Raw genomic sequence first — 26,334 nt, 5'->3', positions numbered from 1 at the left:
CGCCCCCGATCGCGACCGCGTGGTCATCCGGACGGACGGTGCCGCGCCGCGCGTCCGTCCGTAAAGGAACGGGCGTCGCGGCGCGGGTCAGACGACGCCGTAGAGCCGGTCCCCCGCGTCGCCGAGCCCGGGAACGATGAAGCCCTGCTCGTTGAGGTGCGAGTCGATCGCGGCGGTGACGACGCGGATCGGCGCGGTGATGTCGGCGAACGCCTGCTCCAGGTACGTCAGCCCCTCGGGCGCGGCCAGCAGGCAGATGGCGGTGACGTCGGTGGCGCCGCGCTCGCACAGCAGCCGGATGGCGGCGGCGAGCGTCCCGCCGGTCGCGAGCATGGGGTCCAGGACGTAGCACTGGCGGCCGGACAGGTCGTCGGGCAGCCGCGTCGCGTACGTCTGGGCCTGCAAGGAGCCCTCGTCGCGGATCATGCCGAGGAACCCGACCTCGGCGGTCGGCAGCAGCCGGGTCATCCCGTCCAGCATCCCGAGGCCCGCGCGCAGGATCGGCACGACGAGCGGCTTCGGGCTGGCGAGCTGGACGCCCTCGGCGTCCACCAGCGGGGACGGGACCGTCACCTCGGCGACCCGGACGTCGCGGGTGGCCTCGTAGGCGAGCAACGTGACGAGCTCGTCGGCCAGCCGGCGGAACGTGGGCGAGTCGGTGCGCGAGTCCCGCAGGGTGGTGAGCTTGTGCGCGACGAGCGGGTGGTCGACGGCGAGGGTCTGCATGCGGACACCGTAGCCGACATGTGGTGTTCGTCCGGTCCGGGACGAAGCAGGATAGGACGGCGGTGAGCTGGGCACGAAACCGGTATGAGCCGCGACAGCGATCAGCAGCCGACGCCGCCCGGGCCGGCCCGCGACCCCGCGCCGGACTCGACCGAACCGACCGTGAGCGACGTCACAGCCGAACGGCGCACCGGGGACGGGCGCGCGAGCGACGCGCGAGCGGGCGACGGGCACGCCGGGGACGAGGGGCGCGTCCCGTCCCGTCCGGGGCCGCAGGGGGACATCTCGCCCGAGGAGGTGCGCGAGCACCTGCGCCGCCGTGCCGTGTTCCTGCGCGAACTGGCGGAGGCCCGCGAACTGCGCCGCCGCGTCACGCCCCACCGGTCGCGCCGCGCCCGGATCCACGCGGCGCTGCGCCGCCGCACGTTCCGCATCAACTGAGGGGACCCGCCGCGGGCGATGCGGCCGATCCGCCCCCGACCCCCATCGAGTAGGTTCGATGCGCCGGGCGCCGCGACGCGTCGGCCGCCCGCGCGGGACCCGCCCCAATTCGGCGGTGGGACGTACGGGGGCGCGCCGCATCTGCGAACATGCCCTGGCAGGAACCGCGCCGGTGGGGTGGACATGACGGATGTGGACGCGACGGACTTCTCCGTCGTGGTGTACCGGGAGGACGAAGCCTGGGAGGCCGAGGTGCTCCCGGTGGCGCTGACCGAGGACCTCGCGGGGCTGATCCATGCCCTGCGGCAGCAGCCCAGCCTGGGCGGCACGGTCGGCCTGGTCGCGGTCGGCGACGACTTCTTCGTGGCGATCCGCCTGCTCGGCGACGAGGTGATGGTGTTCCTGTCGGACGTCACCGCCTCCGTCGACTGGCCGCTCGCCAAGCAGGTCCTGGAATATCTCGACATTCCCATCCCCGACGAGGAGGAGCTCGACCAGGTCCTCCCCGTCGGCGACATGTCGATCTTCGCCGATCTCGGGCTCGACGAGATGGAGCTCGGCGCCATCTCCGGCGACCTGGAGCTGTACCCGGACGAGATGCTGCTCAGCATCGCGGGCCGCATCGGCTTCGCCGCCGCGTTCGAACGGGCCGTGGACACCGTGGCGTAGGACGACGGCCGCGGGGGCGTGACCTGGGGAACCCGGTGGGTAACAATGGACGCGTGTCCTCTTTCGCCGCTGTCTTCGCGCGGACCCCGCAGGGCTGGGTCGGCACCGAGGCCGTCCTCGCGGAGGCCGCGGACGTCGACGACGTCGCCGACCTGATGCGGGAGGCGGCCGTCGAGTCCTACGGCGACCCCGTCGTCCTGCTGGTCGAGGAGAACGACGACTGGTTCGCGGTCGTCCGCCTGGACGGGCAGGACGAGCCGCGCGCGTACGTCTCGACCGTCCGCGGGGACGGGCTCGGCACCCTGTTCCACCAGCTCGTCGGGGAGGTCCCCGACGGCGACCCGGGCGGCGACCCGGGCCTGCTGGACGACTTCGGGATCGACGCCGGCGGCCTCACCGACCTCGGCGAGCGGGTCCTGCCCGGCGACGCGCTGCTCACGGTCGCCGAACGCGCCGGGTTCGGCGAGGAGTTCGACCGGCTCCGTGACTGACGACCCCACGCCCGGGCTCGTCCCGGCGATGCGACGCGCGCTCGACGAGGCGCGGCTCGCGGCGGACGCGGGCGAGATCCCCGTCGGCGCGGTCGTCCTCGACCCGTCCGGCGAGATCATCGGGACGGGACGCAACGACCGGGAACGCACCGGCGACCCGACGGGCCACGCGGAGATCGTCGCGATGCGCGCCGCCGCGTCCGTCCGCGGCGAGTGGCGGCTCGCGGGCTGCACCCTGGTCGTGACGCTCGAACCCTGCACGATGTGCGCGGGCGCGTCCGTGCAGGCCCGCATCGCCCGTCTCGTCTACGGCGCCGTCGACGAGAAGGCCGGTGCCGTGGGCTCGCTGTGGGACGTCGTCCGGGACCGGCGGCTCAACCACCGGCCGGAGGTCGTCGCCGGTCTGCTGGCCGACGAGTGCGCGGCTCCGTTAATCGAGTTCTTCGCAGGGCGCCGCGTCCGGTAGGCTCTTCCGCGGTGGTGTCGCCTAGTGGACGAGGGCGCACGCCTCGAAAGCGTGTGAAGGGCAACCTTCCGTGGGTTCGAATCCCACCACCACCGCGCCGCGAAGGGCCGCGACCGTCGAACGGTCGCGGCCCTTCCTCGTGCGGTCACTGCGACGGCGTGCCCTGCCTGCGTTCCCGCAGGCGCCGCTCCAGCTCGGCCGTCCGCGCCATCTCCGCCTCGCTCGGAGCCAGCGAGATGATGATGAGCATCACCACCGTCACCACGCTGACCACCAGCACGGACGGCAGCAGCAACTGTGCGGCGGTCGCTCCGGACGGTTCGCTCAGCCCCGCCACGTACTCCACGGTCATGCCCGCCATGCCGCTGTAGTGCATGCCGGACACGGCCACGCCCATGACGGCGGCCGCGCCGATCGTCGCGGGCAGGCCCCGCACCCGCGCGCTGAACCAGAGCGCCGCCGTGGCCGCGACCACCGCGATGAGCACCGAGAGCGCCACCCAGACCACGTCATAGGAGACGTTGCCCGAGATCTCCATCGCGGCCATCCCGGAGTAGTGCATGACCGCGACCCCGGCCCCCGTGATGGCCCCGGCTGGCAGCAACATCCGCGCCCGCGTACCGCCGAAACCGACCAGGAACATCCCGATCCCCACGATCACGATCGCGATCAGCGCGCTGGCGGCGGTGAGCCAGACGTTGTAGCGGATCTCCGTCCCGTGGACGGTGAAGCCGAGCATGGCGATGAAGTGCATGACCCAGATACCGGCGCCGCCGATCGCCACCGCGGCGAGCACCAGCCAGGACAGACGCTCGGTCCCCGTGCCGGCCCGCGCGCGCGTCGCGCACCGCAGGCCGAGGAGCGACCCGATGAAGGACATCGCGTACGCCGCCACCGGCGTGAGCGGTCCGTAGCCGAAGTGTTGCATGTGGTGCATCGAGCCCCCCGCAGGACACGTGTGTTACGCCTGATACGTCGCGGGAGCTACTGAATAGTAAACGATCGCCCGTTTTCCCAGTTCAGCCGGGGCGGGCGCACGCGAAAGGGCCGCGACCGTCCGGCGGTCGCGGCCCTTCGCCGTCAGGTCACTCGCCCCCGGCCTGCGACGCGACGCGCTGGACGGCCTGCACCGCCACATCGGGCGCGTCGACGTAGATGTAGTGCCCGCTCTTCTCGGCCACGGTCAGCTTGCTCTTCCCCGACAGCTCCAGCCACTTGCGCTGGCCCGCGGTCCACGCGTCCTCCAGGCCCTGCCCGTACTGCGGGACGGCCGCGAGGTACGGCTGCCCGTGCTTGATCACCTCGACCGGGACGTTCCCCGCCGAACCGACCTTCCCGTCCTTGATGACCAGCTTCTCCGGGTTCTGCCCGCCGAAGATCGCGAGGTTCTGCGCGCGCACCTGGGCCGCCGGCCCCTGCGCCGACTCGGGAATGATCTTCGAGATGTCGGCGATCATCGTCGACGGCGTGGCGTCCATCAGCACCAGGCCCTTGACCCGCTCCTGGTGGCCCGGGGCGTACCGGGCGGAGATCAGCCCGCCCAGCGAGTGCCCGGCCAGCACGACCGGACGGTCGCCCGCGATCTGGTCGAGCACCCCGGTCAGCACCTTCCCCGTGCTGTCGAAACTCTGCGGCCCGTCCGGCTTGTCGCTCGCGCCCGCCCCGAGCCGGTCGTAAGAGCAGACCCGGTTTTCCTTGCTCAGCGTCTTCTGCAGGGCGGCCATCTTGGTCAGGTCGTCGCCGCCGCCGTGCAGCAGCACGACGACCGGCTTGCCGTCGGCTAGTTCGCCGGAGCACGACACGTTCACGGCCTTGCCGCCGACATCGAGCTTCTTCGTTCCGTCGAACGACGCGGCCTCGGCCTTCGGGCTGGAGGCGAACGGGTCCCAGTTGTCGATCGCGTCCTCGTCGCAGCCAGTGAGCCCGGCACCGACCACGGCAACGGCGAGGGCGGTCAGAGCGGTGGCCTTGAACTTGCGAAGCACGATGTCCTCCAGGCGAGTCTTGCGGCGGGGGGAGCGGCGGGGCGCCGTCCTGACGCAAGAAACGCTACGGAATCACCGCCCCACGAAACGTCACCAATCAGCGGACATTGCCCGGTAGCTCGCAAGGGGGACATCACAAAGGCGGCGCCCACGACACCGGCCCGCCCGGCGCATCGAGCGACACCGTCTGGACGCGCCCGTCCGTGCGGATCCGGAACCGCTCCTTCGCCGGACTCCCGGCATCCCGCCAGGTCCGGACGGCCGCCTCGACGTCGTCCCAGATCCGCTTCGGCCCCGCCTGCCGGACCGTCCAGCCGCCATCGGCATCGGGCGTGAGGAACGCGACCGCACCGGACGCCGTGTCGAGGCAGTACTCGACCCACGGCCCGCCATCGACACGGACCGCCTGTGCGACGACGGTCGGCGCCGCGAGCTGCGCCACGAACGCGCCCGTCCAGTCCTTGAGGACGCCGGGGCCGACGACGGCAGGTCGGGCCCCGGCGTCGGCGAGCATCTCGAACGCCGCGCGCCACCGCTCGTCCCCGACCACCGGCGGTGCTTGCGGACGGGCGACCATGAACGAGATCGCCCCGGGCAGGAACCGGCCCTCGGCGACCCCGCCGTCGCCCACCTCCAGCAGCGCGAGCTCGTACCCGCCGAGCCACCCGGTGACCGTGACCAGGATGCGCCCACCCGGACGTGCCTGGACGAGCCACGCGGACGGGATCGTCCGAACCGAGCAGGTCGCGATGATCCGGTCATAAGGTGCGGCGAGCGGACATCCATCCAGCCCGTCACCGACCACCAGATTCGGGACGTGCCCCGCACGCCGCAGCGCGGCGGCGGCATTCGCGGCGACACCGGCATCGACCTCGATCGACGTGACCTTCCCCGCGCCGAGCCGCTCGCACAGCAGCGCGGTCGAGTACCCGCTCCCCGTGCCGACCTCCAGGACGTTCGCGCCGTCGTCGACGTCGAGGTCTTCGAGCATCCGCACGACCAGGCCGGGCAGCGTGGACGACGAGGTCGGGTCACCCCCGACCGGCTCGTCCACGTCGTGCGGCGTGATGTGCCCGTCGAGCTGCGTCACCCACGTCTCGTCCCGGTAGGCGAGGTCGAGCCACCGATCGTCGTCGCTGTGGACGGGCGTCCACAGCGTGCCTCGGTCGGGGGTGTCGGTCCGCTCGAAGAACGCGGGGACGAACACGTGGCGCGGCACCCGTTCGACGGCTCGCCGCCACTCCGGCGAACGCAGATCGCCGGCTCGTTCGAGTTCATCGGCGAGCGCGACCGCCCGTTCGTCCTCGGTCATGTGTTCCCCCGTTCGAGCAGATCGGCGAGCGCGGCGGTCATGCACACGCCCGTTTCGTCCTCCAGCCACGCCCACTGGCCGTTGGGATTGCACTCCAGGAACACCGGCGTCCCGTCGGTCCGGAGCGCGAAGTCGAAGCATCCGAAGACCAGCCCGAACCGCTTGAGGAAGGCGGCGATCGGCTCCGTCAGACCAGGCGGCGTGTCGACGACCGCGTAGGTGAGCGCGTCGTAGTCGTAACGCCAGTCCACGAGTTCGCCGGAGTCGATCCGCACGCAGAACACACGCTCGCCGATCGCCGTCACCCGCAGATGCCCGGCGGCCCGCACCCTCGTCTGGAACAGGTGCGCGGTCGCGGCGATCGAGCCGTCCAGTTCGTCCGGCCCGACCTCGGCGACCCACACCGTCCGCGCCTTGCCGTCCTGCCGGTACGGACTGGCGCGCAGCGGCTTGTAGACGACCGGCCCGTGCTCGACCGCGAACGTCCGAGCACACTCGGGCTCGTTGGTGATCAGCGTCCTCGGAACGACGAACCCGACATCGGCGGCGACAGCAAGCTGCGCGGGCTTGAACTCGGCATCGGCGATCGCATGCGGATGGTTGACGTACAGGCATCGCGGCAGCGACGCCGGCACGCCCCCGAACCCGAACCGGGCCTGCAAAGAGGCGAAACGGGCCTCCTGCTCTTCAAGACCAGGGAAGGCGAATCCTCGCGGACGCCGGTAGTACAGCGACCGGACGCCGCCGAGTTCGGCGCGACGCGCCCGGGTCGCCAGACGGCCACGCAGCCCGTCGCCGTCGATCGTCGCCGAGAACGCCAGAGCGTGCGGGAACTCGGCGGAGTCGAACCGCACGACCGGAACGTCACGCCGGTTGAGTTCGGCGACGACGATGTCGGCCGTCACGTCGTCGGGCTGCGTGACCACCAGGACGGGGAGCGGCTCGGCCATCAATCCTGGTCGCTGTCCTGCGCGTGGTCGCTGTCCTGACCGGCGTCCCTGCCGTCTTCGCTGTTCGTGCTCGTCGACTTCTCGGTCCCTGTGTTGGACCGCTTGTGCTTGGCATCGACGAGCTCACCATCGTCCCCGACGCCCATCTGCGTCACGGGGTCGATGTCCGTCGCGACGAAGTCGATCGAGACCACGCCCTTGTACGGCGCCATACGCCCCAGCCCCCAAGGGCGCACGGTGGTGGGAGCGTCGACTGCCGGGGATCCGGTGGGCAGACGATCGGCGTTCTTGAACATGAACGTCCTCTCTCACATCGATGGGTTGGATCCGACGCCGCCTCAGTGGCCGGCGTCCACACTGCCCAGAAGTGCTGCGAGCCTCCTGGTGAATCGCCGGAAGCGGCTCGGCGGCAGGAAGAACGGTTCGGGCGGACGGCGACGCGAGGGCGGCGGCACCGCACCGGACGGAACGTCCCGCCGCCGGGGCACCCGCGACGCACGCATCGACGCGGCGATCGCACGCACACGTGCGAGCAGCGCCCACCCGTCCGCGAACTCCTCCAGCCGCCCGCCGTGCAGGAGCCAGAACGACCCCGTGAACTCGCCCGCCCAGGCCACGACCCCCGGCAGCACACGGCGGGCCTCGGCGAGAGCGACATCGGGATCGATCGGGCCCCGATCCCATGGGGCGAGACGGACGAGGTCGATCGCGGCGGTCACGACACCGGCCCGCAGACGCCACGCGCGGTCGTCTCCGCGACCGCGATCCGCTCGGCGAGGGTGTTCTGCGCCTCGCACACGAGCAGCAGTTCGGTGACGGATCCGGCCGTCACCTCGTCCAGGCACCCGTGCCCGAACTGGTAGTCCGAAAGCCGCTCCACCCGCCGCGCGACAAGTCGCCCGCCGACCCGTTCGGTGCACCACCCGGGGCACAGGTCCCCGAGTCCGCGCATGACGCCGTCTGGCGCCGCCGGGATGTCTACCATGGCGGTACCTCCTCCTTGTGGGGATGGTGGCCGCGCGGTCGGGAGAGGGTTCCAATCTCAGCCCCGACTGCGCGGCGTCTTCTTGTTGTCAGGTCTTGCATCACCGCCGTCGCCGACGGTGTCGTCACGACTACATCGTGTGCGTAATGATTACTGATCGCAAGTTATCCATACCGACAGTCGTGGCCCAATCTGGCCACACAGTGAAGCCAGAAGATCACACAAAGCGATAATTGCCTTATGTCTCCTTCGTACATCCCCTCCGTCCGTGCACGTCGGCTCGCACGCAGCCTCAAAGAGTTCCGCGAGCATGCGGAACTGGGAGTGACGGCGGCAGCCGCCCGGCTGGGCTGGAGCCAGGGCAAGGTCAGCCATATCGAGAGCGCCCGCAACAAGCCCAACGAACGTGACGTCAAGCTGATGCTGCATCTATACGGAGTGAGCAGCCCCGACCGCGAGGCGATCTTGGCTCTCGCCCGAGAGGCCGAAGAACGCGGCTGGTGGACCGACTACATCGATGTGCTCAACGGACCGTACGTCGCCTTGGAGGACGCGGCTTCCGAGATCGGCAACTGGGCACCTCAAGTGATCCCCGGACTTCTCCAGACTCAGGACTACGCTCGCGAGGTCATCAAGGCGGGCGAGCTGGGAGAAGCTGCCGATATCGAGCGACGAATCCGCGCTCGCGTGGTTCGACAGACCCTTCTCACACGCGAGAAAAACCCACCCAGGCTGCGCGTCGTGCTCGACGAAGCAGCACTCAACCGTCCGATCGGTGGACCAAGGATATGGCGTGACCAGCTCAACCAGCTTCGCGCCGACGCTCAGCGCCCGAACGTAACGATCCAAATTCTGCCGCAGTCGGTCGGCACACACTGCGGTTTGGAGGGCTCGTTGATCGTCCTCAGGTTTGCCGAGCCGGCCGATCCGGACGTCGCATATGCCGAAGGCTTCTTCGGCGTGGTGTACATGGAGAGCCCACAACAAGTCGAGCACTGTAGGCTAGCGTTCGAAAAGATTTGCGCAGCGGCGTTCGCCCCTGAGAAGTCCCTTGACCTGATCGATGCGGCGGCGAAGAGATGAGGACTCGACCACCCATGTCTACCCTGCTAGATCGACTCGACGTCCAGTGGCGCAAGAGCACGCGGAGCAAAGACGCCGACACGTGCGTCGAAGTGACATCCAACGTTCGGGCCGCAGTCGGAGTCCGGGACTCGACCGACCCGCACGGCCCCAAACTGCTCCTCGACCGACCGGCCTTCGGCGAGATCCTCGCCGCCATCCGCTCAGGCGCCCACGACCTCTGAACAGAGGGAACGGCGAGAACTCCGGCTGCGACAAGGTCGCGGCGAAGGGCCGTCAGGCGGGGAGGCGGTACTGGAGCTCGTACAGGTGGGATCCCTTGACGAGGATCGACGCCTCGACAGGACGGTCGCCGTCGGAGTAGACGACCCTGAACTGGCGGATGACCGGCACATTCGGCAGCGACAGGAGGTCGGCCTCCTCGGTCGTCGGCATCCGCGCCGAGACCGCGTCGAGGTGGTAGCGCTGCGGCAGGTCGAGTTCGGCCAGGACTCGCGGTGCGCCACCGCGGATTCTGCCCTGCCCGGCCAGGTCGGTACCGTGCGCCAGTTCCAGCGGGTAGTACGACCGGTCGAGTTCTACCGGCCGACCAGCGTGCCGCAGTAGTCGGCGGCGCATCAGAACCCGTTCACCGTTCTCCAACCCGAACGCTTCCGCGACCTCACGCGACGCCTTCGTTTCTGCGACCTCCAGCAACTCGTACGAGTAGCCGCCCGGGGTCGGTTCGAAGTACGTGTCGGCCCCGACTCGGAACGGCTGGCGGTCCCGAACGAACACGCCCTTGCCCTGCCGACTGGTCAGGTAGCCCTCGCCCTTGAGTACTGCCAATGCCTTCTGCACGGTGGTGTTGGACACTCCGAACTCCTCCACCAGGCGGGCCGTGGAGGGTAGCTGCGTGCCCGGCGGAAGATCGCCCGCCATGATGCGGGCTCTCACGTTCGCGGCCATCTGCTCGTACGGGGGACGCTCATCGGCTCTCGTCATGGCCTCAACTCGCGATCGTCCGATAGCCACATGGTGTACTTCCTCCGGGCGGCGTCCACTTCTCGCGATAACCATTATGGGTGTCCTGCTCATTCCCCAGCGATCCGGGCGCGATGTGTTGCGGCCAGGTTGATCGCGCCTGGCCGTCCTCCCTGCCCGAGAGGAGTCCTCGGCCGTTTGGGCTTTGGTTGGCTGCGAGATCACGATCGACGCGTCCCACGAGCGCCCAGGACGTGCTGCGCGGCGTCGGCGCGGTGCACGGGCGTCTGCTTCTCGGCGATCGGGGCCGCGGACGCTTAGGAGACTGCTTCGAGGGTGTGGTCGTTGCCGCGCCAGGTGGCTGCGAGGTCTTGGACCGGGATGTCGAGGGCCTCGCCCAGGCAGACGATCGTGCCGAAGCCGGGGGAGGGCAGGCGTCCGGTCTCGATCTTGCGGAGGGTCTCCGGCGAGATGCCGGCCGTGTGCGCGACCTCCGCCAGGTCGCGTCCCGCTCGCGCGCGGCGAAGCAGGGCGCGAGACGTCTGCCGGCTTCGATCTGCTCGGGTGTGAGCGGTTGGCGGACCATGCGGCCAAGGCTAGCGGTGGTATTACTATACCGGCAAGTGTTTATGGTGTCGGTATTACTATACCGACACTCTGTGACGCGAGGTATTCGTGATCGAACTGAAGACGCCTGCGGAGATCGAACGCATGCACGTGGCCGGGCGTTTCGTCGCCGAGGTGCTCACCGAGGTCGGGCGGATCGCCGACGTGGGGGTCAACCTCATGGAGTTGGAGCACCACGTTCGCGGGATGATCAAGCGCCGGGGCGCGGAGTCCTGCTACTGGGATTACTCGCCGTCCTTCGGGGAGGGCCCGTTCCGTAACGTTATCTGCCTGTCGGTCAACGACGCCGTCCTGCACGGCTTGCCGCACGACTACACGCTGCGCGACGGGGACGTGCTCACCGCGGACATCGCGGTCAGTGTCGACGGGTGGGCGGCCGACTCGGCGCGCACGGTCATCGTCGGGACCGCCGCGGAGGAGGACCTGCGGATCGTCCGCGCCACCGAGGAGGCGCTGGAGGCGGCGATCGAGGTGGCTCGTCCGGGGAACCGCCTGGGCGACATCTCCGCGGCGATCTGGGCGGTGGCCCGCGGCTACGGTTACCCGGTCAACAACGAGTTCGGCGGCCACGGCATCGGCCGCACCATGCACGAGGACCCGCACGTCTCGAACAAGGGACGGGCGGGACGCGGCCTCCCGCTCCGGCCGGGCCTGACGCTGGCCATCGAACCCTGGTTCGCCCGGACGACCGACAAGATCACCTACGACGCCGACGGGTGGACGATCCGGTCGGCGGACGGGTCGCGCACGGCGCACTCCGAGCACACGGTCGCCATCACCGAGGACGCTCCCCTGGTGCTCACCCGGCGGTGACGCCTTCAACGGGAGCTTTATTTATCGAAATGATGGCCTCGTTGCCAAAATATCCGCTTATTCCGCCGGTCGCGACCGTCCGCAGTTATTCGGTTATCGAAATCCGCTGAATGGTGGCCGACTTCGGCCAGCACCCCTAGAGTGCCGTAACGCCAGGTAGATATGGTATTTCACGGTGTCGGTCAGGATCAGGGGTCGCGCACATGAGTGATCAAGGTTCCAGCGGAGCACAGCAGGACGGGACCCAGGGCGGCGGGCGCCGCCTCTCGACGACCCAAACGGTGATCATCACCGTCTGCACCGTCATTGCGGCGCTGGCGGCCCTCTGGTCGGCCCGCGAGGCGATGCGCAACAATGAACTCGAAGCGGCAGAAAAGAGCCGGATCGAAATCACGACCCGGCCCGCGAACGGACAAGAATGCCACCAGGTCCGCAATGACCTGGCTCTCGGCGGTACGGCCGATATGGTCGAAGGCGCCGAACTGTGGGCGATCACCAAAACCTCGGACGGGTTCTACGTCGCAGCCGTCGCCCGGCCACGCTCCCCGGGCGACGGCGACTGGACCGTCAAGCTCCACGGTTTCGGCAGTCCGCAGGACATAGGCAAGAATTTCACCATTCTGCTCGTCGAAGCGCCACCGAATGCGGCACATAAGTTCCAGAAAGCCTCTGTCCCACCCTCTAATCCGCTACCGAAGCTTCCGGACGGGACGAGGACCCTGAAGACGGTTTGCGTGAAAAAGATCGCTTGACCATGTGATCAGCCGGGGGCGGCTCGCAGGCGAGGTGTCGGGGATTCGTCTCCGGGTAGGTGATCTTGTGCACCCGTAGTCGTCATCAGGGGGTCCGGATGTCCAAGCCGCCGCTGCCGCCGGAGGCCGTCGCGCTGCTCGCCAAGCCCAGCCCGTGCGTCATGGCCACCGTGCGCGCGGACGGCGCCCCGGTGACCACGCCGACCTGGTACCTGTGGGAGGACGGCCGGGTGCTCGTCAACCTGGACGAGAGCCGCGTGCGCCTTCGCCACCTGCGAGCCGACCCGCGCGTCTCCCTCACGGTCCTCGACGAGGACTGGTACACGCACGTCACGCTCATCGGCCACGTCACCGAGATCCACGAGGACGAGGGGCTCGCCGACATCGACCGCATCGCCCGGCACTACACCGGCGGGCCCTACCCCGATCGCGTTCGCACGCGGTTCAGCGCCTGGATCCGTGTCGAGCGCTGGCACGGCTGGGGCGCGTTGAAGGACAGCGACCAGGCGTCGGCCTGACCGCTCATCCGGCGGTCACCAGGACGACGCCGGTGGCCGCGACGGCCAAGCCGATCCGCTGGACGACGCGGAGCCGCTCGCTGTAGGCGATGCGGGCCAGCAGGACGGTGATCGCGGGGTAGAGGGACGTCAGGACGGCGACGAGGCTGAGCACGCCGTGCTGGGTGGCGATGACGAACAGGACGTTCGCGCCCGCGTCGAGGGTTCCGGACAGGAGCGCGAGGCCGACGAGCGCGCGTCCGGAAAGGCGGGGGCCGAGGCTCCCGCCGCGGAAGCGCAGGGTGAAGACGACGGCGACCAGGACGACCGTCAGGCTGCCGATCCGGGCGGCGACGATCGGCCAGTAGCCACCCTCCTCTCCGGTCGCGGACAGGAGGGTGAAGAAGACGCCGAAGTAGATGCCGGATATCGCGGCCATGAGCGGGCCCGAGTCGGTCGGGCGCCCCTTGGCGGGTGCCGGTTCGCCGGGGTCGTCCTGCTCCATGCTGACCATGCCGATCGCGACGAGGCACAGCAGGACGCCGGCGATCACGGTGGTGCTCAGCCGGTCGCCGCCGACCACGCCGACGCGACCGGGAGGACGGCGGCGGCGAGCGCGGAGACGGGCGCGACGACGCTCATCGGGCCGCGGGCGAGCGCGCCGTAGAAGGTGATGAGGCCGGTGCCTCCGGCGAGCCCGGCGGCGAGGCCCCAGGCCATGGACGGTCCGGTGGGCGCGCCGCCGTCGATGAGCGCGGCGGCGAGGACGATGGCGAAGCCCGCGGGGACGCACCACAGGAGTACTTGCAGGACCGTCGCGCGGCGGGAGACGGCGCCGCCGAGGAAGTCGGCGACGCCGAAGGCGAGGGCGGCGCCGAGGGCGAGGACCGTCACCATTGGATCAGCCGGGTCGCGATCCGGACGTCCGGGGAGATCTCGCGGAGGCGGGACGCGAGTTCCGCTCCGGCCGCTTCGAGGCGGTCGAGGGGGTAGGGGTCGAGGCGTTCCAGGAGGAACAGGGCGTTCTTGGTGTCCTCGGTGATGCGGGTGCGGACGCACTGCCGCCAGTTCCAGCGGCGGCACGTGACGCCCTCGTCGTCCCGCCAGACGACCTCGCCCGGTTCGGGATGCTCGACGGCGGGTTCGCCGGCCGCGACGACGTCGAAGGGTTCGTCGCCGGTGGCGCGGACGAGACGGGCGGGGCCGCGGTAGGCGTCGAGGTCCTCGCCGCCGATCGGGAGCGCGTACTCCACGCTGATCGCGTTGTAGGCGTCCACCACCCGGTTGATGGACGGGACGGCGCGGCGCATGAGGGCGTCGACGGACGGGCGGGTGCGCTTCGGCTTCGCGCCGAACGCCCGGTACGCTTCGCGCCACGCCTCGACGTGCGGGTTCGCGGCGTCGGCGTGTTCGGCGGCGCGCGCGAGCCGGTCGCGCCGAGGCGTCGTCGCCCGGCCCGTTCGCCAGCCCTTCGGCGGTCATGGCGAGGACGGCGAAGTCGGGGCGCAGTTCCCGGACGGCCTCGGCCACGACGATCCGCTCCAGCATCGACCCTCCTGGCGGTCATTTGAGTGAACTCGACAGGTCATTGTATCGACCGGACGGGGCGGTGGCATCCTGGTATCCGCGTGAGGGAGGAAGCGGTGGGCGAGCAGGGAGTCATCGGTGAGGCCGTGGCGCGGACCGTCCGGGCGCTGCGGGCCGGGCACGGCTGGAGCCTGGACGAGCTCGCCGGCCGGGCCGGCGTCAGCAAGGGCGTCCTCGTCGGGCTGGAGCAGGGGCGCGGCAATCCGAATCTGGGGACGCTCATCCGGATCTCGGACGCGCTCGGCGTGCCGCTGACCCGGCTGGTGCAGGTCGAGGAGGAGCCGCCGATGCGGATGTTCCCGCCCGAACGGCACGTGGTGCTGTGGGAGGGCGAGCACGGCGGCCGCGGCACGCTGCTGGCGGGCAGCGACCCGCGGCCGTCGCTGGAGCTGTGGCGGTGGGAGCTGCGGCCCGGCGAGTCGCGCGACAGCGATCCGCACGTGCCCGGCACCAAGGAGATCGTCTACGTGCAGGACGGCACGCTGACGCTGGGCGTCGACGGGCGCACCGACCTCGTGGAGGCGGGCGCGGCCGCCGTGTTCGTCGGCGACCGGCCGCACTCGTACGCGAACGCCGGCGACCGTGACGTCCGGTTCGTCCTCGCGGTTCTGGACCTGTGATCAGGAGGTGAGCCGGACCGGCATCGCGATGTAGCGGAAGCCGGTGTCGCGGTCGGCGGCGTCCTCCTCGTCGGGGACGCCGGTGAGCAGCGCGGCCTTCGTCGGGCTCGCGCACTCCAGCCGCGTCCACTCGGTGGGGATCCCGGCGAGGGCGTCGAGGAGGTACTGGGGGCTGAACGCGATGTCGATCTCGTCGCCGTCGAGTTCGGCGCCGAGGGCCTCGTTCGCGCGGGCCGAGTCGCCCGCGGCGGCCCGGATCCGCACCTCGCCGGGCGTGAACTGCAGCCGGACGGGCGTGCCCCGGTCGGTGACCAGCGCGGCCCGCTTGATCGCCTCGACGAACGGGGCGGTGCGGACGCGCGCCGTCGTCGTCCACTCGCCGGTGAGCCGCGCCCGGTAGTTGATGTACTGCTCGTCGAGGAGACGGCTGGTCATCGTGCGGCCGCCGCCGGAGATGCCGATCAGCGCCTCACCGGAACCGCCGAGGTCGATCGCGACCTCCGCGCCCGGTTTGATCGCCTTCGCGGTGTCGGCGAGCGTGCGGGCCGGGACGACGACGCCCGCGGTGAAGCCGGGGTCGGCGGGCGACCAGGTGAGCTCGCGGGCGGCGATCCGGTACCGGTCGGTGCAGGCGATCCACATGGTGTCGCCGTCGATGTCGATCCGGGCGCCGGTCAGCATCGGCAGCGTGTCGTCGCGGCCCGCTGCGACGACGACCTGCGCGACGGCCTCCGCGAACAGTTCGCCCGGGACGGTGCCGGCGCGCGCGGGCGGCTCGGGGAGGGTGGGGTAGTCCTCGACGGGCATGGTGAGCAGGCCGAACTCCGCGGGCCCGCACCGGACGACGACCTCCGATCCCTTCGTGAAGATCTCCACGGGCTGCGCGGGGAGGCTCCGCACGATGTCGGACAGCAGCCTGCCCGGGACGAGAACCCGGCCCGGCTCGACGACCTCCACATCGATCCGCGCGCGCGCCGAGACCTCGTAGTCGAACCCGGCGAGGGTCAGTTCCCCGTCACCGACCTCGATCAGCATCCCGGCGAGGACGGGCACGGCGGGACGGGACGGCAGCGTCCGCGCGGCCCACGCGACGGCCTCGGCGAGCGTCTGACGATCGACTCGGAACTCCACCTGATCTGCCCTTTCGCAATCCGCACGGACCGGATACCCGGTCGCGCCCGTACGCTACCCGCCGCCTGCGACGAAAACTTCAGAACAGCGCGGGCGCGGCGCCGTGCCGGATCTCCCGCTCGAAGCCCAGCAGGTAGCGCTTGCGGTCGATGCCGCCGCCGTACCCGGTGAGGTCGCCGTTCGATCCGACGACCCGGTGGCACGGCACGATCACGCCGACCGGGTTCTTGCCGTTGGCGAGCCCGACGGCGCGGGAGGCGCTCGGGTTCCCGATCTCCCGCGCGAGCTCGCCGTAGGAGATCGTCTCGCCGTAGGGGATGTCTTGGAGGGCCGCCCAGACGCGTTGCTGGAACGGGGTCCCGTTCAGGGCGAGCGGAACGTCGAACTCGGTCAGGTCCCCGGCGAAGTAGGCGGCGAGCTGTTCCGCGACTTGCGCGAACGGCCGTTCGCTGGGGTCGTCCACAGGGAAGCCGAACGTCTCCTGGGGCGGCCGGTGCCGCTGTTCGTCCATGTACAGCCCGGACACGGCGCCGCCGGTGACGACCACCGTGAGCGGTCCGACTTTGCTTTCCAAGACTGTGTGCGTTGTCTGCATGTCAACTCCTCTAGGAGGCGGGCAGGTAGTTGATGGCGTGGTCGCCGGTCGCCCACAGGTACTGGACGGCGTAGGCGCGCCACGGTCGCCACGCTTCGGCATGCCGGGTGAGGGCGGCCGGGGTGTGGGGGAGACCCAGCGTGCGGGCCGCCGTGCGCACGCCGAGGTCTCCGGGGATGAACGCGTCGGGGTCGCCGAGGGCACGCATGGCGATGGTCTCGATCGTCCACGGTCCGAAACCGGGGAGTGCCGCCAAGCGCGCGCGGGCCGTCTCCCAGTCGCTTCCGACGCCGAGGTCGATCTCGTCCTTCGCGAGGGCGTCCACGAGGGCCGCCAGGGTGACGCGCCGGGTCCGGGGGAACGCAAGGGTCTCCGGGTCGAGGTCCGCGAGCGCCTCGGGCGTCGGGAACAGGTGGGTGAGCCCGCCGTTCTCGCCGGACGGATCGTCGATCGGCTCGCCGTGCGCGACGACGAGCCGGGCCGCGTGCGTCCGCGCCGCCGCGACCGACACCTGCTGCCCGAGGACGGCGCGGACGGCGAACTCCGGCGCGTCCGCCGCACGCGGCACGCGCGTCCCGGCGCCTTGCCGACCAGCGGCGCGAGGACCGGATCGGCGCGCAACTGGTCGTCGACGGCGACCGGGTCGGCGTCCAGGTCGAGCAGCCACCGGCACCGGCTGATCGCGATGGTGAGATCGCGCAGGTCGGTGAGGGTCAGGGTGCAGACGACGTGGTCGGGGTGCGGGCGCAGCGCGGCGACGCCGTGGCCGTGCGGCAGCCGGAACGCCCGGCGGAACGAGCCGTCCCGCCACTCCTCGACACCGGGCACCGCCGTCGCCGCCAGGTGCCCGAACAGGTTGTCCGGGCACAGCGGCGCGCGGAACGGCAGCCGGAAGGACAGCGTGCCGGACCCGGCGGGCGGATGCCCCTTCGCGACCCGGTCGCGCAACTCGGTCGGCGTGAGGGCGAACACCTCCCGGACGGTGTCGTTGACGCCCGGATGCTCGCGAACCCCGCCGCGAACGCGACGTCCCCCATCGGCAGCGGCGTCGTCTCGATCAGCAGGCGCGCGGTCTGCGCCCTCTGCGCGCGCGCCAGCGCCAGGGGACCGGCCCCCAGTTCGGCGTTGAGCTGCCGTTCGATCTGCCGCGTGCTGTACCCGAGTCTGCGCGCGAGCCCAGGGACGCCTTCGCGATCGACCACACCGTCTGCGATGAGCCGCATGGCGCGCGCGACGGCGTCCGCCCGGTGGTTCCATTCGGGCGACCCCGGGCTCGCGTCCGGACGGCACCGCTTGCACGCCCGGAACCCGGCCTGCTGCGCGGCCGCCGCGCTCGGATAGAACCGCATGTTCTCCGCCTTCGGCGGCACGGCCGGGCAGCTCGGGCGGCAGTAGATCCCGGTGGTCACCACCCCGGTGAAGAACCATCCGTCGAACCGGGCGTCCTTCGACCGGACGGCCCGTACGCACCTTTCCACGTCCTCGTGCATGTCCCCCAGCATCGTCGACGGCCACGCGCGTTCACTAGCGGAAAACCGACATCAGCGTTGCACGGCGACTAAACATCTGTTTAGGATCCTAAACATGCGTTCAGTCAATGATGATCGTACGCCCCGGGCCGTCATCCGCGACGAAGCCCTGCGGCTCTTCGCCCTCCAGGGACCGGATCGGGTCACCGTCCGGCGGATCGGCGAGGCCGCGGGCGTCTCCGCCGCCCTGGTCATCCACCACTTCGGCTCCAAGGACGTGCTGCGCGAGACCGTCGACCGGCACGTCCTGAGCATCCTCGAAGGGATCTTCGACGAGCTGGCCGAGCACAACGATGCGTCCACAAGCGGCGACGCGTCCGCGAGCGGCGCGAACACGCCCGCGCCGCTCGCGGACGCGCTGCTGCGCCGCCTGCCGCCCGGTTCCCCCGTGCCCGCCTACCTCGCGCGGATCCTGCCCGGCGACGACCCGGCGGGCGCGCGCCTGTTCCGGCGCCTGTTCGAGGCGGCCCGGCGGCACGCCGCGACCGACGAACGCGCGGCGTTCCTACTGGTCAACGATCTCGCGATGATCCTTCTCCGGCACCGGATCGCGGACGTGCTCGGCACCGACCCGCTGTCGCGCGAGGGCCTTGCCCGCTGGACCGCCGAGACCATGACCGTCTACGAGAAGGGGCTCACGTGAAACCGAGCTGGTTCTTCGGCGTCGACCCCACCCGCGGCGAGCGCGCCCTGGCCCACCTCGCGGGCGCCTTCGGCGTCGCCGCGACCCTCGGTATCGGCCTCGACGCGGACTGGACGTGGTGGCGGCTCCTCCTCGCCGCGGCACTCGCCTACGACCTCGCGGGCGGTGTCGTCGCCAACGGCCTCGACTCCGCCAAGCGCTTCTACCACGGCCCCCTGCCGCTGCCGCCGACCCGCCTGAACCGGTTCATGCACAACGAGATCGGGTTCGCCGCCGCGCACGTCCAGCCGATCATCGTCGGCCTCGCCTTCGGCGCCGCCTGGTGGTGGGGGCCGCTCTGGTACGCGTGGGCCCTCGCGGGCGTCGTCTTCGTCGCCCGTGCGCCGCGCCGCCTCGCCCGTCCGGCTGCGCTTTTGATCGTCCTCACCGGCGCGATGCTCGCCCCCTCGATCCCCGCCCCCGAGGGCCTCGCGTGGCTGCCGGTCGTCCTGCTGCTCAAGCTCGTCGTGGCGCACGCCGTACCCGAACGTCCGAGCCGCTGACCGGCATCGTCACCGCGTGCCCGGACCGCCCGGACCGTGCGGGCCGTGCGGGCCGGCCAGTCCGTGCAGGAGCAGGTCGGTGAGGGTGTCGACGACCTGGTCGTCGGTGTACCCGGACTCTTCCGCCCCGCTCACGAGCGCGTAGGCGAGCATCGACAGCAGCCCGCCGATCGCCGCGGCGACCAGTTCGGGGTCGCCGGGCAGGCGGTGCCCGCGGTCGCGCAGGTGGTCGAGGTGGTCGCGGAGCACCCGCGTGTCGCCGGTCAGCCGCCGCCACGCCTCGCCGGTGGTCGGCCCGGAGGCGGCCTGCGACTCGAAGAGGGCGACCATGACGGCGGGGTCCGCGCGCATCATGCGCCACGGGACGGCGAGGTGGGCGCGGAGCTGGTCGCGGTCGGTGAGGTCGTGCGGCGGGTGGTCCTCCCCGGCGAGTTCGCCGCGCGCCTGCCGGTGCCAGTCGGCGAGGAGCGCCCGCAGCAGGTCCTCCTTGCTCGCGAAGTGGTCGTAGAACGACCCGGTCGCGCGGCCCGCCGCGGCCGTGATGTCGGTGATCTTCGTGTTGAGGTAGCCGTGCTCGGCGAACCGGCGCCGCGCGGCCTCCTTCAGCGCCGCCTGCGTCTCGGCGGCCTTCGCTTTGCGCGTGCCCGCTTTCGCCGCGCCCGACTTCTCCGCGCCCGACTTCTCCGCGCCCGACTTCTCCGCGCCCGACTTCTCCGCGCCCGACTTCTCCGCGCCCATGTGTCCTCCGCTTGCGTCCCGCCGTACCGGCACAGCATACTGAGCCCAGTTTCACCGAATATGGATTCGGTGAATGCAGATTCGGGAGGTGGCCGATGCGTGCGGTGGTGATCGGCGGCGGAGTGGCCGGAACGGCGAGCGCGATCGCGCTCGCGCGGGCCGGGGCGGACGTCACGGTGTACGAGGCCTACGACGACCCGGCGGGGCCCGTCGGCTCGTTCGTCAGCCTGGCGGTCAACGGCCTGCGGGCCCTGGACGCGCTGGGCTGCCTCGCCTCCGTGCAGGCGGCGGGGTTCGCGGTGGAACGGCAGCGCATGTGGTCGGGACGCGGCAGGCTGCTCGGCGACGTCCCGCGCGGACGACGTTCGGACGACGCGCTCCGCAGCGTCACGATCATGCGGGCCGACCTCGTCGGGGTGCTCAGGCGGGAGGCGGTCCGGTGCGGCGCGCGGGTCGTCACCGGGGAAAGGGTCGCGGTCGGCGACCCGGCGGTCGCGGACGCCGACGTCGTCGTGGGGGCGGACGGCATCTGGTCGGCCACGCGGCGCGCGCTGGACCCGGCGGCCCCCGAACCCGTCTACGCGGGGCTGTACTCGGTGTCCGGCACCGCGACCGCCGCCCCGGACGGGGCGCACGGCTTCAACATGGTGATGGCGCGCGCCGGGGCGTTCATCTTCCTCCCCGCCCCGGACGGGACGGTGTGGTGGTCCGCGCAGGTCGCCGCACCGCGCGAGCCGTCCGATCCGGCGGCGGTGGGGCCCGGTGAGCTGCTGGAACTGTTCCGCGACGACGAACCGGCCGCGACCGTGCTGCGGCACGCGTCCGGGGTGACCGCGGCGACGCCGCTGCACGTCCTCGCGCCCGTCGCGCGCCGCCAGGACGGACGGACGGCGCTGATCGGCGACGCGGCGTATCCCGTCGGCGCGGGGCAGGGGGCGTCGATGGCGCTGGAGGACGCGGTCGTCCTCGGCCGCGAGCTGCACGCGGCACGGGACGGCGACGTGGCCGCGGCGCTCGCCCGGTTCGACCGGCAGCGGCACGGGCGCACGGCGAAGCTGGCGAAGTCGGCGGCGGCGAACCGGGACGCGAAGACGGCCGGGCCGGTCGCGGCGCGCCTCCGCGAGGTCTTCATGCCGCTGTTCTTCGACCGCTTCTACGAGCGCGCCACGGGTTGGTTGTACGACTTCGACCCGGGCCGGGTGACTAGTCCGTGAATCACCTCGACGTAGTCAATCGGGATGACCTCGGTAGACTGGACCGCCGGTACGCCTGACCCCGAACCGAGGAGCGCCCAAAACCGTGGCTCTAATCGTGCAGAAGTACGGTGGCTCCTCCGTCGCCGACGCCGAGTGCGTCAAGCGGGTCGCCCAGCGAATCGTCGCAACGAAGAAGGCGGGGAACGACGTCGTTGTCGTCGTCTCCGCCATGGGTGACACGACGGATGATCTCATCGATAAGGCCGAGCAGGTCAGCCCCCTGCCACCGGCACGCGAACTGGACATGCTGCTCACCGCCGGGGAGCGCATCTCCATGGCGCTGCTGGCGATGGCCATCGCGAACCTGGGCCACGAGGCCCGGTCGTTCACCGGCTCCCAGGCGGGGGTCATCACGGACGGCTCCCACGGCAAAGCCAAGATCATCGACGTGACCCCGGGACGCATACGGACCGCGCTGGACGAGGCTCGATCTGCATCGTCGCCGGCTTCCAGGGCGTCTCGCAGGGCACCAAGGACATCACCACGCTCGGCCGCGGCGGGTCCGACACCACCGCGGTGGCGCTGGCGGCGGCCCTCAACGCCGACTGCTGCGAGATCTACTCCGACGTCGACGGCGTCTTCACCGCCGACCCGCGCATCGTGCCCGCGGCGCAGAAGGTGCCGAAGATCTCCTACGAGGAGATGCTGGAGATGGCGGCGAGCGGGGCGAAGATCCTGCACCTGCGCTGCGTGGAGTACGCGCGCCGCTACAACATCCCGATCCACGTGCGGTCCTCGTTCAGCCAGAAGGAAGGCACGTGGGTCGTCGACAGCAGCGAACTCGAAGGACAGGACATGGAGCAGGCGATCATCTCCGGCGTCGCGCACGACCGGAGCGAAGCCAAGATCACCGTGGTCGGGGTGCCCGACAAGGTCGGTGAGGCCGCCACGATCTTCACGGTGCTGTCCGACGCCGAGATCAACATCGACATGATCGTGCAGAACGTGTCGGCCGCGTCCACCGGGCGCACCGACATCTCGTTCACGCTGCCGGCCACCGACGGGCAGGCCGCCCTGACCGCCCTCAACAAGGTCAAGGAGCGCATCGGCTTCGAGTCGCTGCGCTACGACGACCGAATCGGCAAGGTGTCGCTGATCGGCGCCGGGATGCGCTCGCACCCGGGCGTCACCGCCACGCTGTTCGCCGCCATCGCCGACGCGGGCGTGAACATCGAGATGATCTCCACGTCGGAGATCCGGATCTCCGTGGTGGTCGCGCAGGACGACCTCGACACCGCCGTCGCCTCCGCGCACCGCGCGTTCGACCTCGACTCCGAGCAGGTCGAGGCCGTCGTCTACGGAGGCACCGGCCGCTGACCCCGGCCGACCGCTCGGCGCAGGTCACCGACGGGCCGCGCTCCCCGGATGTTCCCGGGGGCGCGGCCCGTCGCCGTTCCGGGCGATGTCGTGGTCCTGTGTTTCGCGTGAAACATCGCCTGCGGGCAGCGGACTTGCCGCAACGCCTTAAACTGACGCATCACTCCCTATCATCCGGTATGTTAGGGAGTGATGGCGGAGAAAATGTACTCGGTCGAGGAGGTCGCCGACCTCCTCGGGCTGCATGTGCGGACGGTGCGCGGCTACATCCGCGACGGACGGCTCAAGGCCGTGCGGATCGGCAAGCAGTACCGGATCGCGCCCGCCGACCTGGAGGCGCTGACCGGCCGCCCGCCCGCACCGTCCGGACGGGCGGACGCGGGCGCGTCCGTCGAAGTGTCGAGCATCGTCGAGATCGACGGCGTCGACCGGGCCGCGGCCGACCGGCTGAGCACGCTCGTCCTGGCGGGCGTGAACACCGGCGGCGACCCGCGGCACCGGCTGCGGATCCAGACCATGCACAACGCGGAACGGCGCCGCCTGAAGATCGTCGTCCTCGGCGGCGCGGGCGCGACCGCGGACGTGCTGCGCCTGCTCGACGGCGTGCTCGGGGGCGACAACGACCTGCTGGGAGCGGAGGAGACCGATGGCTGACGAGATGACGGAACGGGCCGGGACCCCGGTGCTGGTGTGCGACCCGGACGGGCCGCCGATCGCCACCGAGCAGGACGCGCTCGACCTGATCGGCGCCGCGTTCCTCGGCGCCGAGCTGGTGGCCGTCCCCGCACGACGCCTGGACGAGCGGTTCTTCGCCCTCGGGACCCGCTTCGCGGGCGAGATCATGCAGAAGTTCGTCAACTACCGGATCCGGCTGGCGATCGTCGGCGACATCTCCGCGCATCTGGAGACGAGCTCGGCGCTGCGCGCCCTCGTCGCCGAGTCGAACACGGGCGGGCACGTCTGGTTCGTCCCGGATCTGGACGCCCTGGACGCGCGGCTCCGCGCGTCCGCCTGACCGCGCCGGCCGCGCGGTCACCTGCGCGGCGCCGCCTCAGTGGCACTGCCAGAGGAACCGGCCCTCCTTGCCGTCCGGGGACACGAAGGCGTAGCCGGTCCCGGCGTCGCCGAAGTTCGGTTCGAACGGCATGCCGTGCGAGAGCTGGACCACGAGCTGCCAGCCCTTGCCCGGCGTCTCGTCCCTCTGCAGCCAGTACGGCTTGATCTTGGGGCCGCCGAGGAACTGGTCGGGCCATTTGCCGGTCCCGGTCACGGGGAGGTGGTCGGGACCGTAGGTGGGGCCCTCGGCCAGCGCCTCGACCTCCACGAACTCGGGGATCCGGCCGCCGGGCTGGATCACCAGCGCGTTCTCGCCCGCGTCGGGCTCCCACGTGTCGTCGACGTACTCCTCCTCGTCGGCGGTCATGAACAGGTAGGCGAGGCGTCCGCCGTCGAGCGCGAACTGCCCGAGGAAGCGCATGGGCGTTTCGAGTTCGGCGGAGACGGGCCAGGCGGGCTCCTCCAGCCACACCGGCTGCCCGCCGATCTTCGTGACCGGTTCGCGCACCGGACCGTCGGCGGCGACGAAATCGAGGGGGATCGGTTTGGCATGGGTGCTCCCAGCGGGTTCCGGAGGATGCCTCCGGAGGCTAGCGTCCGCCACCGACATCCGGCGGCCGGGCGTCCTATGCCGGGAGCACCCGCTCGACGTACGCGGCCAGCCGCGCGCGGATCTCGTCGCCGGTCAGGCCGTCCACGGTCGTCAGGTGGGTGATGAGGTCGGCGCGGACGGCGGCGAGCAGGGCGTGCGCGAGGAAGTCCGCCTGCCCGGGATCGACCAGTTCGGCGAGCGCGTCGGCGAGGATCGCGTGGCCCCGTGTGTAGGAGTCGTTCTGGTACGGGCTCGCCGAGCCGGTCTCCTCGATCGCGAGGTAGAGGCTCCGGTTGTCGAGCTTGAGGCGGGCTAGGGCGTCCAGCAGGGCCGGGACGCGCTCGCGCGGCGGGGCGGACGGGCCGAGCGGCGCGGGCCCGCCGGTCACGGCTTCGAGCAGCCGCGCGGAGCGGCGTTCGGCGAGGGCCTGCAGGAGGCCCGTCCGGTCGGTGAAGGCCCGGAAGACGGTGCCCTTGCCCACGCCCGCGGCGGCGGCGACGGCGTTCATGCTGACCTCGGCGGAGCCGCTGCGCGCGAAGAGCGCCTCGGCGGCGTCGAGGACGGCCTCGCGGTTGCGGACGGCGTCGGCGCGGTGCCTGCGTTCGGGCATCGGGACCTCTCGTGTTGCTATCCGGACCGCCGGTCCGCATATAGTGGTGCGGACCGGCGGTCCGTATTCTATCGGCCCGCGCTCGACCGGAGAGAGGTGTCATGGACGCCGAACAGACCTTCCGCCACGGGATGGACCTGCTGCTGGACGGCGATTTCGACGGGTTCGCCGGCCTGTGGGCCGACGACGCGGTGATGGAGCACCCGTTCGCGCCCGCCGGCGCGCCCCGGCGGCTCGACGGCGGCGCCGCCGTGGCCGCCTACATGCGCGACTACCCGAACCACATCGACCTCCAAGCGATCCCCCATGTGGAGATCCACCGGACCGCGACGCCCGGACGCATCGTCGCCGAGATGCGGGCGACCGGACGCGTCGTCGGAACGGGCGAACCGTACGAGATGTCGTACATCGCAGTGGTCGACGTCGAGAACGGACGGTTCGTCCGCTACCGCGACTACTGGAACCCGCTGAACCTGCCCGCCTCGATGCGCGGGGCCGCGTGATGACCGTCCTGGTGACCGGGGGCACCGGCACGACGGGCGCCCGCGTCGCGGACCGGCTGCGGGCGGACGGCCGCACGGTGCGGGTCGCGAGCCGCCGCGCGGCGAACACCGGGGACGCGGGGGACGCGGTGCGGTTCGACTGGCTCGACCCGTCCACGCACGACGCCGCCCTGCACGGCGTCGAGAGCATCTACCTGGTGCCGCCGATCGGGGCTCTGCACCCGGAGGACGTCATGCTGCCCTTCCTGGAGCGGGCCGTCCGGGCAGGGACGCGGCGCGCCGTGCTGCTCAGCTCGTCCCAGCTCGCGCCGGGCGGGCCCGCGACCGGTGCCGTCCACGCAGCCCTGCCGGAGGTGTTCGGCGAGTGGGCGGTGCTGCGGCCGTCGTGGTTCATGCAGAACTTCACGGGCGGGCACGTCCACGCGGAGAGCATCCGCTCGGCGGGCGTGATCACGACGGCCACGGGCGGCGGCCGGGTGGGGTTCATCGACGCGGACGACATCGCCGCCGTCGCCGTCCGCGCCCTGACCGATCCGGTGGCCCCCGCCACCGACCGGGTCCTCACCGGGCCGGGCGTCCTGTCGTACGACGACGTCGCCGCCACGATCGCGCGGGTCACGGGCCGTCCCGTCCGGCACCGGGCGGTCTCGGCGGACCGGATGCGCGAGCACCTGGCGGGGTCCGTGCCGGACGGGTTCGCGGCGATGCTCGCGGACCTCGACGGGCTGATCGCCGGGGGCGCCGAGGACCGGGTCACGGACGCGGTCGAGCAGGTCACCGGACGCCCGCCGCGCTCGTTCGCCGCGTTCGCCGCGGCGCACGCGCGGTCCTTCGCCGCCTCCTGAGCGCGCGGCC

34 protein-coding genes, 1 tRNA gene and 3 pseudogenes are annotated in these 26,334 nt (G+C 71.3%); 19 read left to right on the top strand and 19 right to left on the bottom strand.

Annotated features, from left to right (window positions below):
- Nucleotides 1-87: 87 nt before the first annotated feature.
- A complete protein-coding gene (upp, locus tag BJF79_RS31045) occupies nt 88-726 on the bottom strand; it encodes a uracil phosphoribosyltransferase (protein ID WP_075902770.1) in 639 nt (212 codons plus the stop codon).
- Nucleotides 727-888: 162 nt separating this feature from the next.
- On the opposite strand from upp, the gene BJF79_RS31040 reads away from it, so the two are divergent.
- From BJF79_RS31040 to BJF79_RS31020, 5 genes are all read left to right on the top strand, one after another.
- Nucleotides 889-1,167, top strand: coding sequence for a hypothetical protein (locus BJF79_RS31040; protein ID WP_083734248.1), 279 nt, complete (start codon nt 889-891; stop codon nt 1,165-1,167).
- A 183-nt stretch (nt 1,168-1,350) separates the two neighbouring features.
- Entirely contained in the window at nt 1,351-1,836 is a 486-nt protein-coding gene (locus BJF79_RS31035) for a tRNA adenosine deaminase-associated protein (protein ID WP_075902792.1), read from the top strand.
- Between the two features lie 53 nt (nt 1,837-1,889).
- Nucleotides 1,890-2,327: a hypothetical protein gene (locus tag BJF79_RS31030; protein WP_075902766.1), complete on the top strand. Its 438-nt coding sequence runs from the start codon at nt 1,890-1,892 to the stop codon at nt 2,325-2,327.
- A gap of 28 nt (nt 2,328-2,355) precedes the next feature.
- Nucleotides 2,356-2,793: a tRNA adenosine(34) deaminase TadA gene (gene tadA / locus BJF79_RS31025; RefSeq protein ID WP_075902790.1), complete on the top strand. Its 438-nt coding sequence runs from the start codon at nt 2,356-2,358 to the stop codon at nt 2,791-2,793.
- A gap of 10 nt (nt 2,794-2,803) precedes the next feature.
- Nucleotides 2,804-2,888: transfer RNA gene (locus BJF79_RS31020), tRNA-Ser, on the top strand.
- 50 nt (nt 2,889-2,938) lie between these two features.
- Here the strand turns inward: BJF79_RS31020 and BJF79_RS31015 are convergent.
- The 7 genes from BJF79_RS31015 to BJF79_RS30985 form a co-directional block, all read right to left on the bottom strand.
- Nucleotides 2,939-3,730 (bottom strand): MHYT domain-containing protein, encoded by a 792-nt coding sequence (locus tag BJF79_RS31015; protein WP_075902763.1) that lies wholly within the window; start codon nt 3,728-3,730, stop codon nt 2,939-2,941.
- Between the two features lie 148 nt (nt 3,731-3,878).
- Complete coding sequence (locus tag BJF79_RS31010) at nt 3,879-4,778, bottom strand: alpha/beta fold hydrolase (protein WP_262402786.1); 900 nt, start codon at nt 4,776-4,778, stop codon at nt 3,879-3,881.
- 133 nt (nt 4,779-4,911) lie between these two features.
- Nucleotides 4,912-6,090, bottom strand: a complete 1,179-nt coding sequence (tgmC, locus tag BJF79_RS31005; RefSeq protein WP_075902759.1) for an ATP-grasp peptide maturase system methyltransferase — start codon at nt 6,088-6,090, stop codon at nt 4,912-4,914.
- The gene (gene tgmB, locus BJF79_RS31000) at nt 6,087-7,040 is read right to left on the bottom strand and encodes an ATP-grasp ribosomal peptide maturase (RefSeq protein ID WP_075902757.1); all 954 of its coding nucleotides are present in this window, start codon (nt 7,038-7,040) and stop codon (nt 6,087-6,089) included. The genes tgmC and tgmB overlap by 4 nt, the downstream gene beginning before the upstream one ends.
- Nucleotides 7,040-7,336, bottom strand: a complete 297-nt coding sequence (gene tgmA, locus BJF79_RS30995) for a putative ATP-grasp-modified RiPP (protein ID WP_075902755.1) — start codon at nt 7,334-7,336, stop codon at nt 7,040-7,042. Before tgmA ends, tgmB begins: the two co-directional genes overlap by 1 nt.
- A 42-nt stretch (nt 7,337-7,378) precedes the next feature.
- A complete protein-coding gene (locus BJF79_RS30990; RefSeq protein WP_075902753.1) occupies nt 7,379-7,759 on the bottom strand; it encodes a hypothetical protein in 381 nt (126 codons plus the stop codon).
- Entirely contained in the window at nt 7,756-8,025 is a 270-nt protein-coding gene (locus tag BJF79_RS30985) for a hypothetical protein (RefSeq protein WP_075902751.1), read from the bottom strand. The genes BJF79_RS30990 and BJF79_RS30985 overlap by 4 nt, the downstream gene beginning before the upstream one ends.
- A gap of 240 nt (nt 8,026-8,265) precedes the next feature.
- Between BJF79_RS30985 and BJF79_RS30980 the strand changes: the two genes are divergently transcribed.
- Both BJF79_RS30980 and BJF79_RS30975 read left to right on the top strand, forming a co-directional pair.
- Nucleotides 8,266-9,108: a helix-turn-helix domain-containing protein gene (locus BJF79_RS30980; RefSeq protein WP_075902749.1), complete on the top strand. Its 843-nt coding sequence runs from the start codon at nt 8,266-8,268 to the stop codon at nt 9,106-9,108.
- A complete protein-coding gene (locus BJF79_RS30975) occupies nt 9,105-9,332 on the top strand; it encodes a DUF397 domain-containing protein (protein ID WP_316043477.1) in 228 nt (75 codons plus the stop codon). Before BJF79_RS30980 ends, BJF79_RS30975 begins: the two co-directional genes overlap by 4 nt.
- A gap of 52 nt (nt 9,333-9,384) precedes the next feature.
- Here BJF79_RS30975 and BJF79_RS30970 read toward each other — a convergent pair whose 3' ends face one another.
- Both BJF79_RS30970 and BJF79_RS67480 read right to left on the bottom strand, forming a co-directional pair.
- Entirely contained in the window at nt 9,385-10,092 is a 708-nt protein-coding gene (locus BJF79_RS30970) for a GntR family transcriptional regulator (RefSeq protein ID WP_075902744.1), read from the bottom strand.
- A gap of 296 nt (nt 10,093-10,388) precedes the next feature.
- Nucleotides 10,389-10,544: a hypothetical protein gene (locus BJF79_RS67480; RefSeq protein ID WP_410050163.1), complete on the bottom strand. Its 156-nt coding sequence runs from the start codon at nt 10,542-10,544 to the stop codon at nt 10,389-10,391.
- Between the two features lie 202 nt (nt 10,545-10,746).
- Here BJF79_RS67480 and map point away from each other — a divergent pair, with 202 nt between their 5' ends.
- The 3 genes from map to BJF79_RS30950 all read left to right on the top strand — a co-directional run bounded on the left by map (nt 10,747) and on the right by BJF79_RS30950 (nt 12,781).
- Nucleotides 10,747-11,511 (top strand): type I methionyl aminopeptidase, encoded by a 765-nt coding sequence (gene map / locus BJF79_RS30960; RefSeq protein ID WP_075902742.1) that lies wholly within the window; start codon nt 10,747-10,749, stop codon nt 11,509-11,511.
- Between the two features lie 281 nt (nt 11,512-11,792).
- Complete coding sequence (locus BJF79_RS30955) at nt 11,793-12,263, top strand: hypothetical protein (RefSeq protein ID WP_075902740.1); 471 nt, start codon at nt 11,793-11,795, stop codon at nt 12,261-12,263.
- A 98-nt stretch (nt 12,264-12,361) separates the two neighbouring features.
- Nucleotides 12,362-12,781 carry a PPOX class F420-dependent oxidoreductase gene (locus tag BJF79_RS30950; protein ID WP_075902738.1) on the top strand — a complete coding sequence of 140 codons (420 nt, stop codon included), beginning with the start codon at nt 12,362-12,364 and terminating at the stop codon, nt 12,779-12,781.
- Between the two features lie 4 nt (nt 12,782-12,785).
- On the opposite strand, the gene BJF79_RS62315 is transcribed toward BJF79_RS30950, so the two are convergent.
- The 3 genes and pseudogenes from BJF79_RS62315 to BJF79_RS30940 form a co-directional block, all read right to left on the bottom strand.
- The gene (locus tag BJF79_RS62315) at nt 12,786-13,343 is read right to left on the bottom strand and encodes a DMT family transporter (RefSeq protein ID WP_262402785.1); all 558 of its coding nucleotides are present in this window, start codon (nt 13,341-13,343) and stop codon (nt 12,786-12,788) included.
- Nucleotides 13,322-13,657 carry a hypothetical protein gene (locus tag BJF79_RS62310; RefSeq protein WP_262402784.1) on the bottom strand — a complete coding sequence of 112 codons (336 nt, stop codon included), beginning with the start codon at nt 13,655-13,657 and terminating at the stop codon, nt 13,322-13,324. The genes BJF79_RS62315 and BJF79_RS62310 overlap by 22 nt, the downstream gene beginning before the upstream one ends.
- A pseudogene (locus BJF79_RS30940) lies at nt 13,651-14,079 on the bottom strand (B3/4 domain-containing protein); the annotation flags it as partial. The gene BJF79_RS62310 and the pseudogene BJF79_RS30940, both read right to left, overlap by 7 nt.
- Before the next feature lie 324 nt (nt 14,080-14,403).
- On the opposite strand from BJF79_RS30940, the gene BJF79_RS30935 reads away from it, so the two are divergent.
- Nucleotides 14,404-14,967, top strand: a complete 564-nt coding sequence (locus BJF79_RS30935; protein WP_075902736.1) for a helix-turn-helix domain-containing protein — start codon at nt 14,404-14,406, stop codon at nt 14,965-14,967.
- Here the strand turns inward: BJF79_RS30935 and dnaN are convergent, their stop codons facing one another.
- The 3 genes and pseudogenes from dnaN to BJF79_RS30920 form a co-directional block, all read right to left on the bottom strand.
- On the bottom strand, nt 14,968-16,098 hold the full coding sequence (dnaN, locus tag BJF79_RS30930; RefSeq protein WP_075902734.1) for a DNA polymerase III subunit beta: 1,131 nt from the start codon (nt 16,096-16,098) through the stop codon (nt 14,968-14,970). It abuts the gene before it with no gap.
- A 79-nt stretch (nt 16,099-16,177) separates the two neighbouring features.
- The gene (locus BJF79_RS30925; RefSeq protein WP_075902732.1) at nt 16,178-16,693 is read right to left on the bottom strand and encodes a methylated-DNA--[protein]-cysteine S-methyltransferase; all 516 of its coding nucleotides are present in this window, start codon (nt 16,691-16,693) and stop codon (nt 16,178-16,180) included.
- A 10-nt stretch (nt 16,694-16,703) separates the two neighbouring features.
- Nucleotides 16,704-18,183, bottom strand: a pseudogene (locus BJF79_RS30920) (AlkA N-terminal domain-containing protein).
- 94 nt (nt 18,184-18,277) lie between these two features.
- On the opposite strand from BJF79_RS30920, the gene BJF79_RS30915 reads away from it, so the two are divergent.
- The gene (locus BJF79_RS30915; protein WP_075902730.1) at nt 18,278-18,865 is read left to right on the top strand and encodes a TetR/AcrR family transcriptional regulator; all 588 of its coding nucleotides are present in this window, start codon (nt 18,278-18,280) and stop codon (nt 18,863-18,865) included.
- Entirely contained in the window at nt 18,862-19,407 is a 546-nt protein-coding gene (locus BJF79_RS30910; RefSeq protein WP_075902728.1) for a hypothetical protein, read from the top strand. Before BJF79_RS30915 ends, BJF79_RS30910 begins: the two co-directional genes overlap by 4 nt.
- Nucleotides 19,408-19,416: 9 nt before the next feature.
- Here BJF79_RS30910 and BJF79_RS30905 read toward each other — a convergent pair whose 3' ends face one another.
- Nucleotides 19,417-20,145, bottom strand: a complete 729-nt coding sequence (locus BJF79_RS30905) for a TetR/AcrR family transcriptional regulator (RefSeq protein ID WP_083734238.1) — start codon at nt 20,143-20,145, stop codon at nt 19,417-19,419.
- 95 nt (nt 20,146-20,240) lie between these two features.
- Between BJF79_RS30905 and BJF79_RS30900 the strand changes: the two genes are divergently transcribed.
- The 4 genes and pseudogenes from BJF79_RS30900 to BJF79_RS30885 all read left to right on the top strand — a co-directional run bounded on the left by BJF79_RS30900 (nt 20,241) and on the right by BJF79_RS30885 (nt 23,733).
- Nucleotides 20,241-21,359 carry an FAD-dependent oxidoreductase gene (locus BJF79_RS30900; RefSeq protein WP_075902726.1) on the top strand — a complete coding sequence of 373 codons (1,119 nt, stop codon included), beginning with the start codon at nt 20,241-20,243 and terminating at the stop codon, nt 21,357-21,359.
- Nucleotides 21,360-21,444: 85 nt separating this feature from the next.
- Nucleotides 21,445-22,718: pseudogene (locus BJF79_RS30895) on the top strand (aspartate kinase).
- 192 nt (nt 22,719-22,910) lie between these two features.
- The gene (locus BJF79_RS30890; protein WP_262402783.1) at nt 22,911-23,372 is read left to right on the top strand and encodes a helix-turn-helix domain-containing protein; all 462 of its coding nucleotides are present in this window, start codon (nt 22,911-22,913) and stop codon (nt 23,370-23,372) included.
- A complete protein-coding gene (locus BJF79_RS30885) occupies nt 23,365-23,733 on the top strand; it encodes a DUF4180 domain-containing protein (protein WP_075902722.1) in 369 nt (122 codons plus the stop codon). Before BJF79_RS30890 ends, BJF79_RS30885 begins: the two co-directional genes overlap by 8 nt.
- Before the next feature lie 36 nt (nt 23,734-23,769).
- Here the strand turns inward: BJF79_RS30885 and BJF79_RS30880 are convergent, their stop codons facing one another.
- Nucleotides 23,770-24,282, bottom strand: a complete 513-nt coding sequence (locus BJF79_RS30880; RefSeq protein ID WP_262402782.1) for a YwqG family protein — start codon at nt 24,280-24,282, stop codon at nt 23,770-23,772.
- A 118-nt stretch (nt 24,283-24,400) separates the two neighbouring features.
- Nucleotides 24,401-24,976, bottom strand: coding sequence for a TetR/AcrR family transcriptional regulator (locus BJF79_RS30875; RefSeq protein WP_075902720.1), 576 nt, complete (start codon nt 24,974-24,976; stop codon nt 24,401-24,403).
- A 101-nt stretch (nt 24,977-25,077) separates the two neighbouring features.
- Here BJF79_RS30875 and BJF79_RS30870 point away from each other — a divergent pair, with 101 nt between their 5' ends.
- The gene (locus tag BJF79_RS30870) at nt 25,078-25,479 is read left to right on the top strand and encodes a nuclear transport factor 2 family protein (protein ID WP_075902718.1); all 402 of its coding nucleotides are present in this window, start codon (nt 25,078-25,080) and stop codon (nt 25,477-25,479) included.
- Nucleotides 25,479-26,324 (top strand): NAD-dependent epimerase/dehydratase family protein, encoded by an 846-nt coding sequence (locus tag BJF79_RS30865; RefSeq protein ID WP_075902716.1) that lies wholly within the window; start codon nt 25,479-25,481, stop codon nt 26,322-26,324. The genes BJF79_RS30870 and BJF79_RS30865 overlap by 1 nt, the downstream gene beginning before the upstream one ends.
- Nucleotides 26,325-26,334: the final 10 nt, after the last annotated feature.

This window comes from Actinomadura sp. CNU-125 (assembly GCF_001942465.1).
GTDB lineage: Bacteria > Actinomycetota > Actinomycetes > Streptosporangiales > Streptosporangiaceae > Spirillospora.
This window is presented reverse-complemented; position numbering and strand designations above follow the sequence as displayed.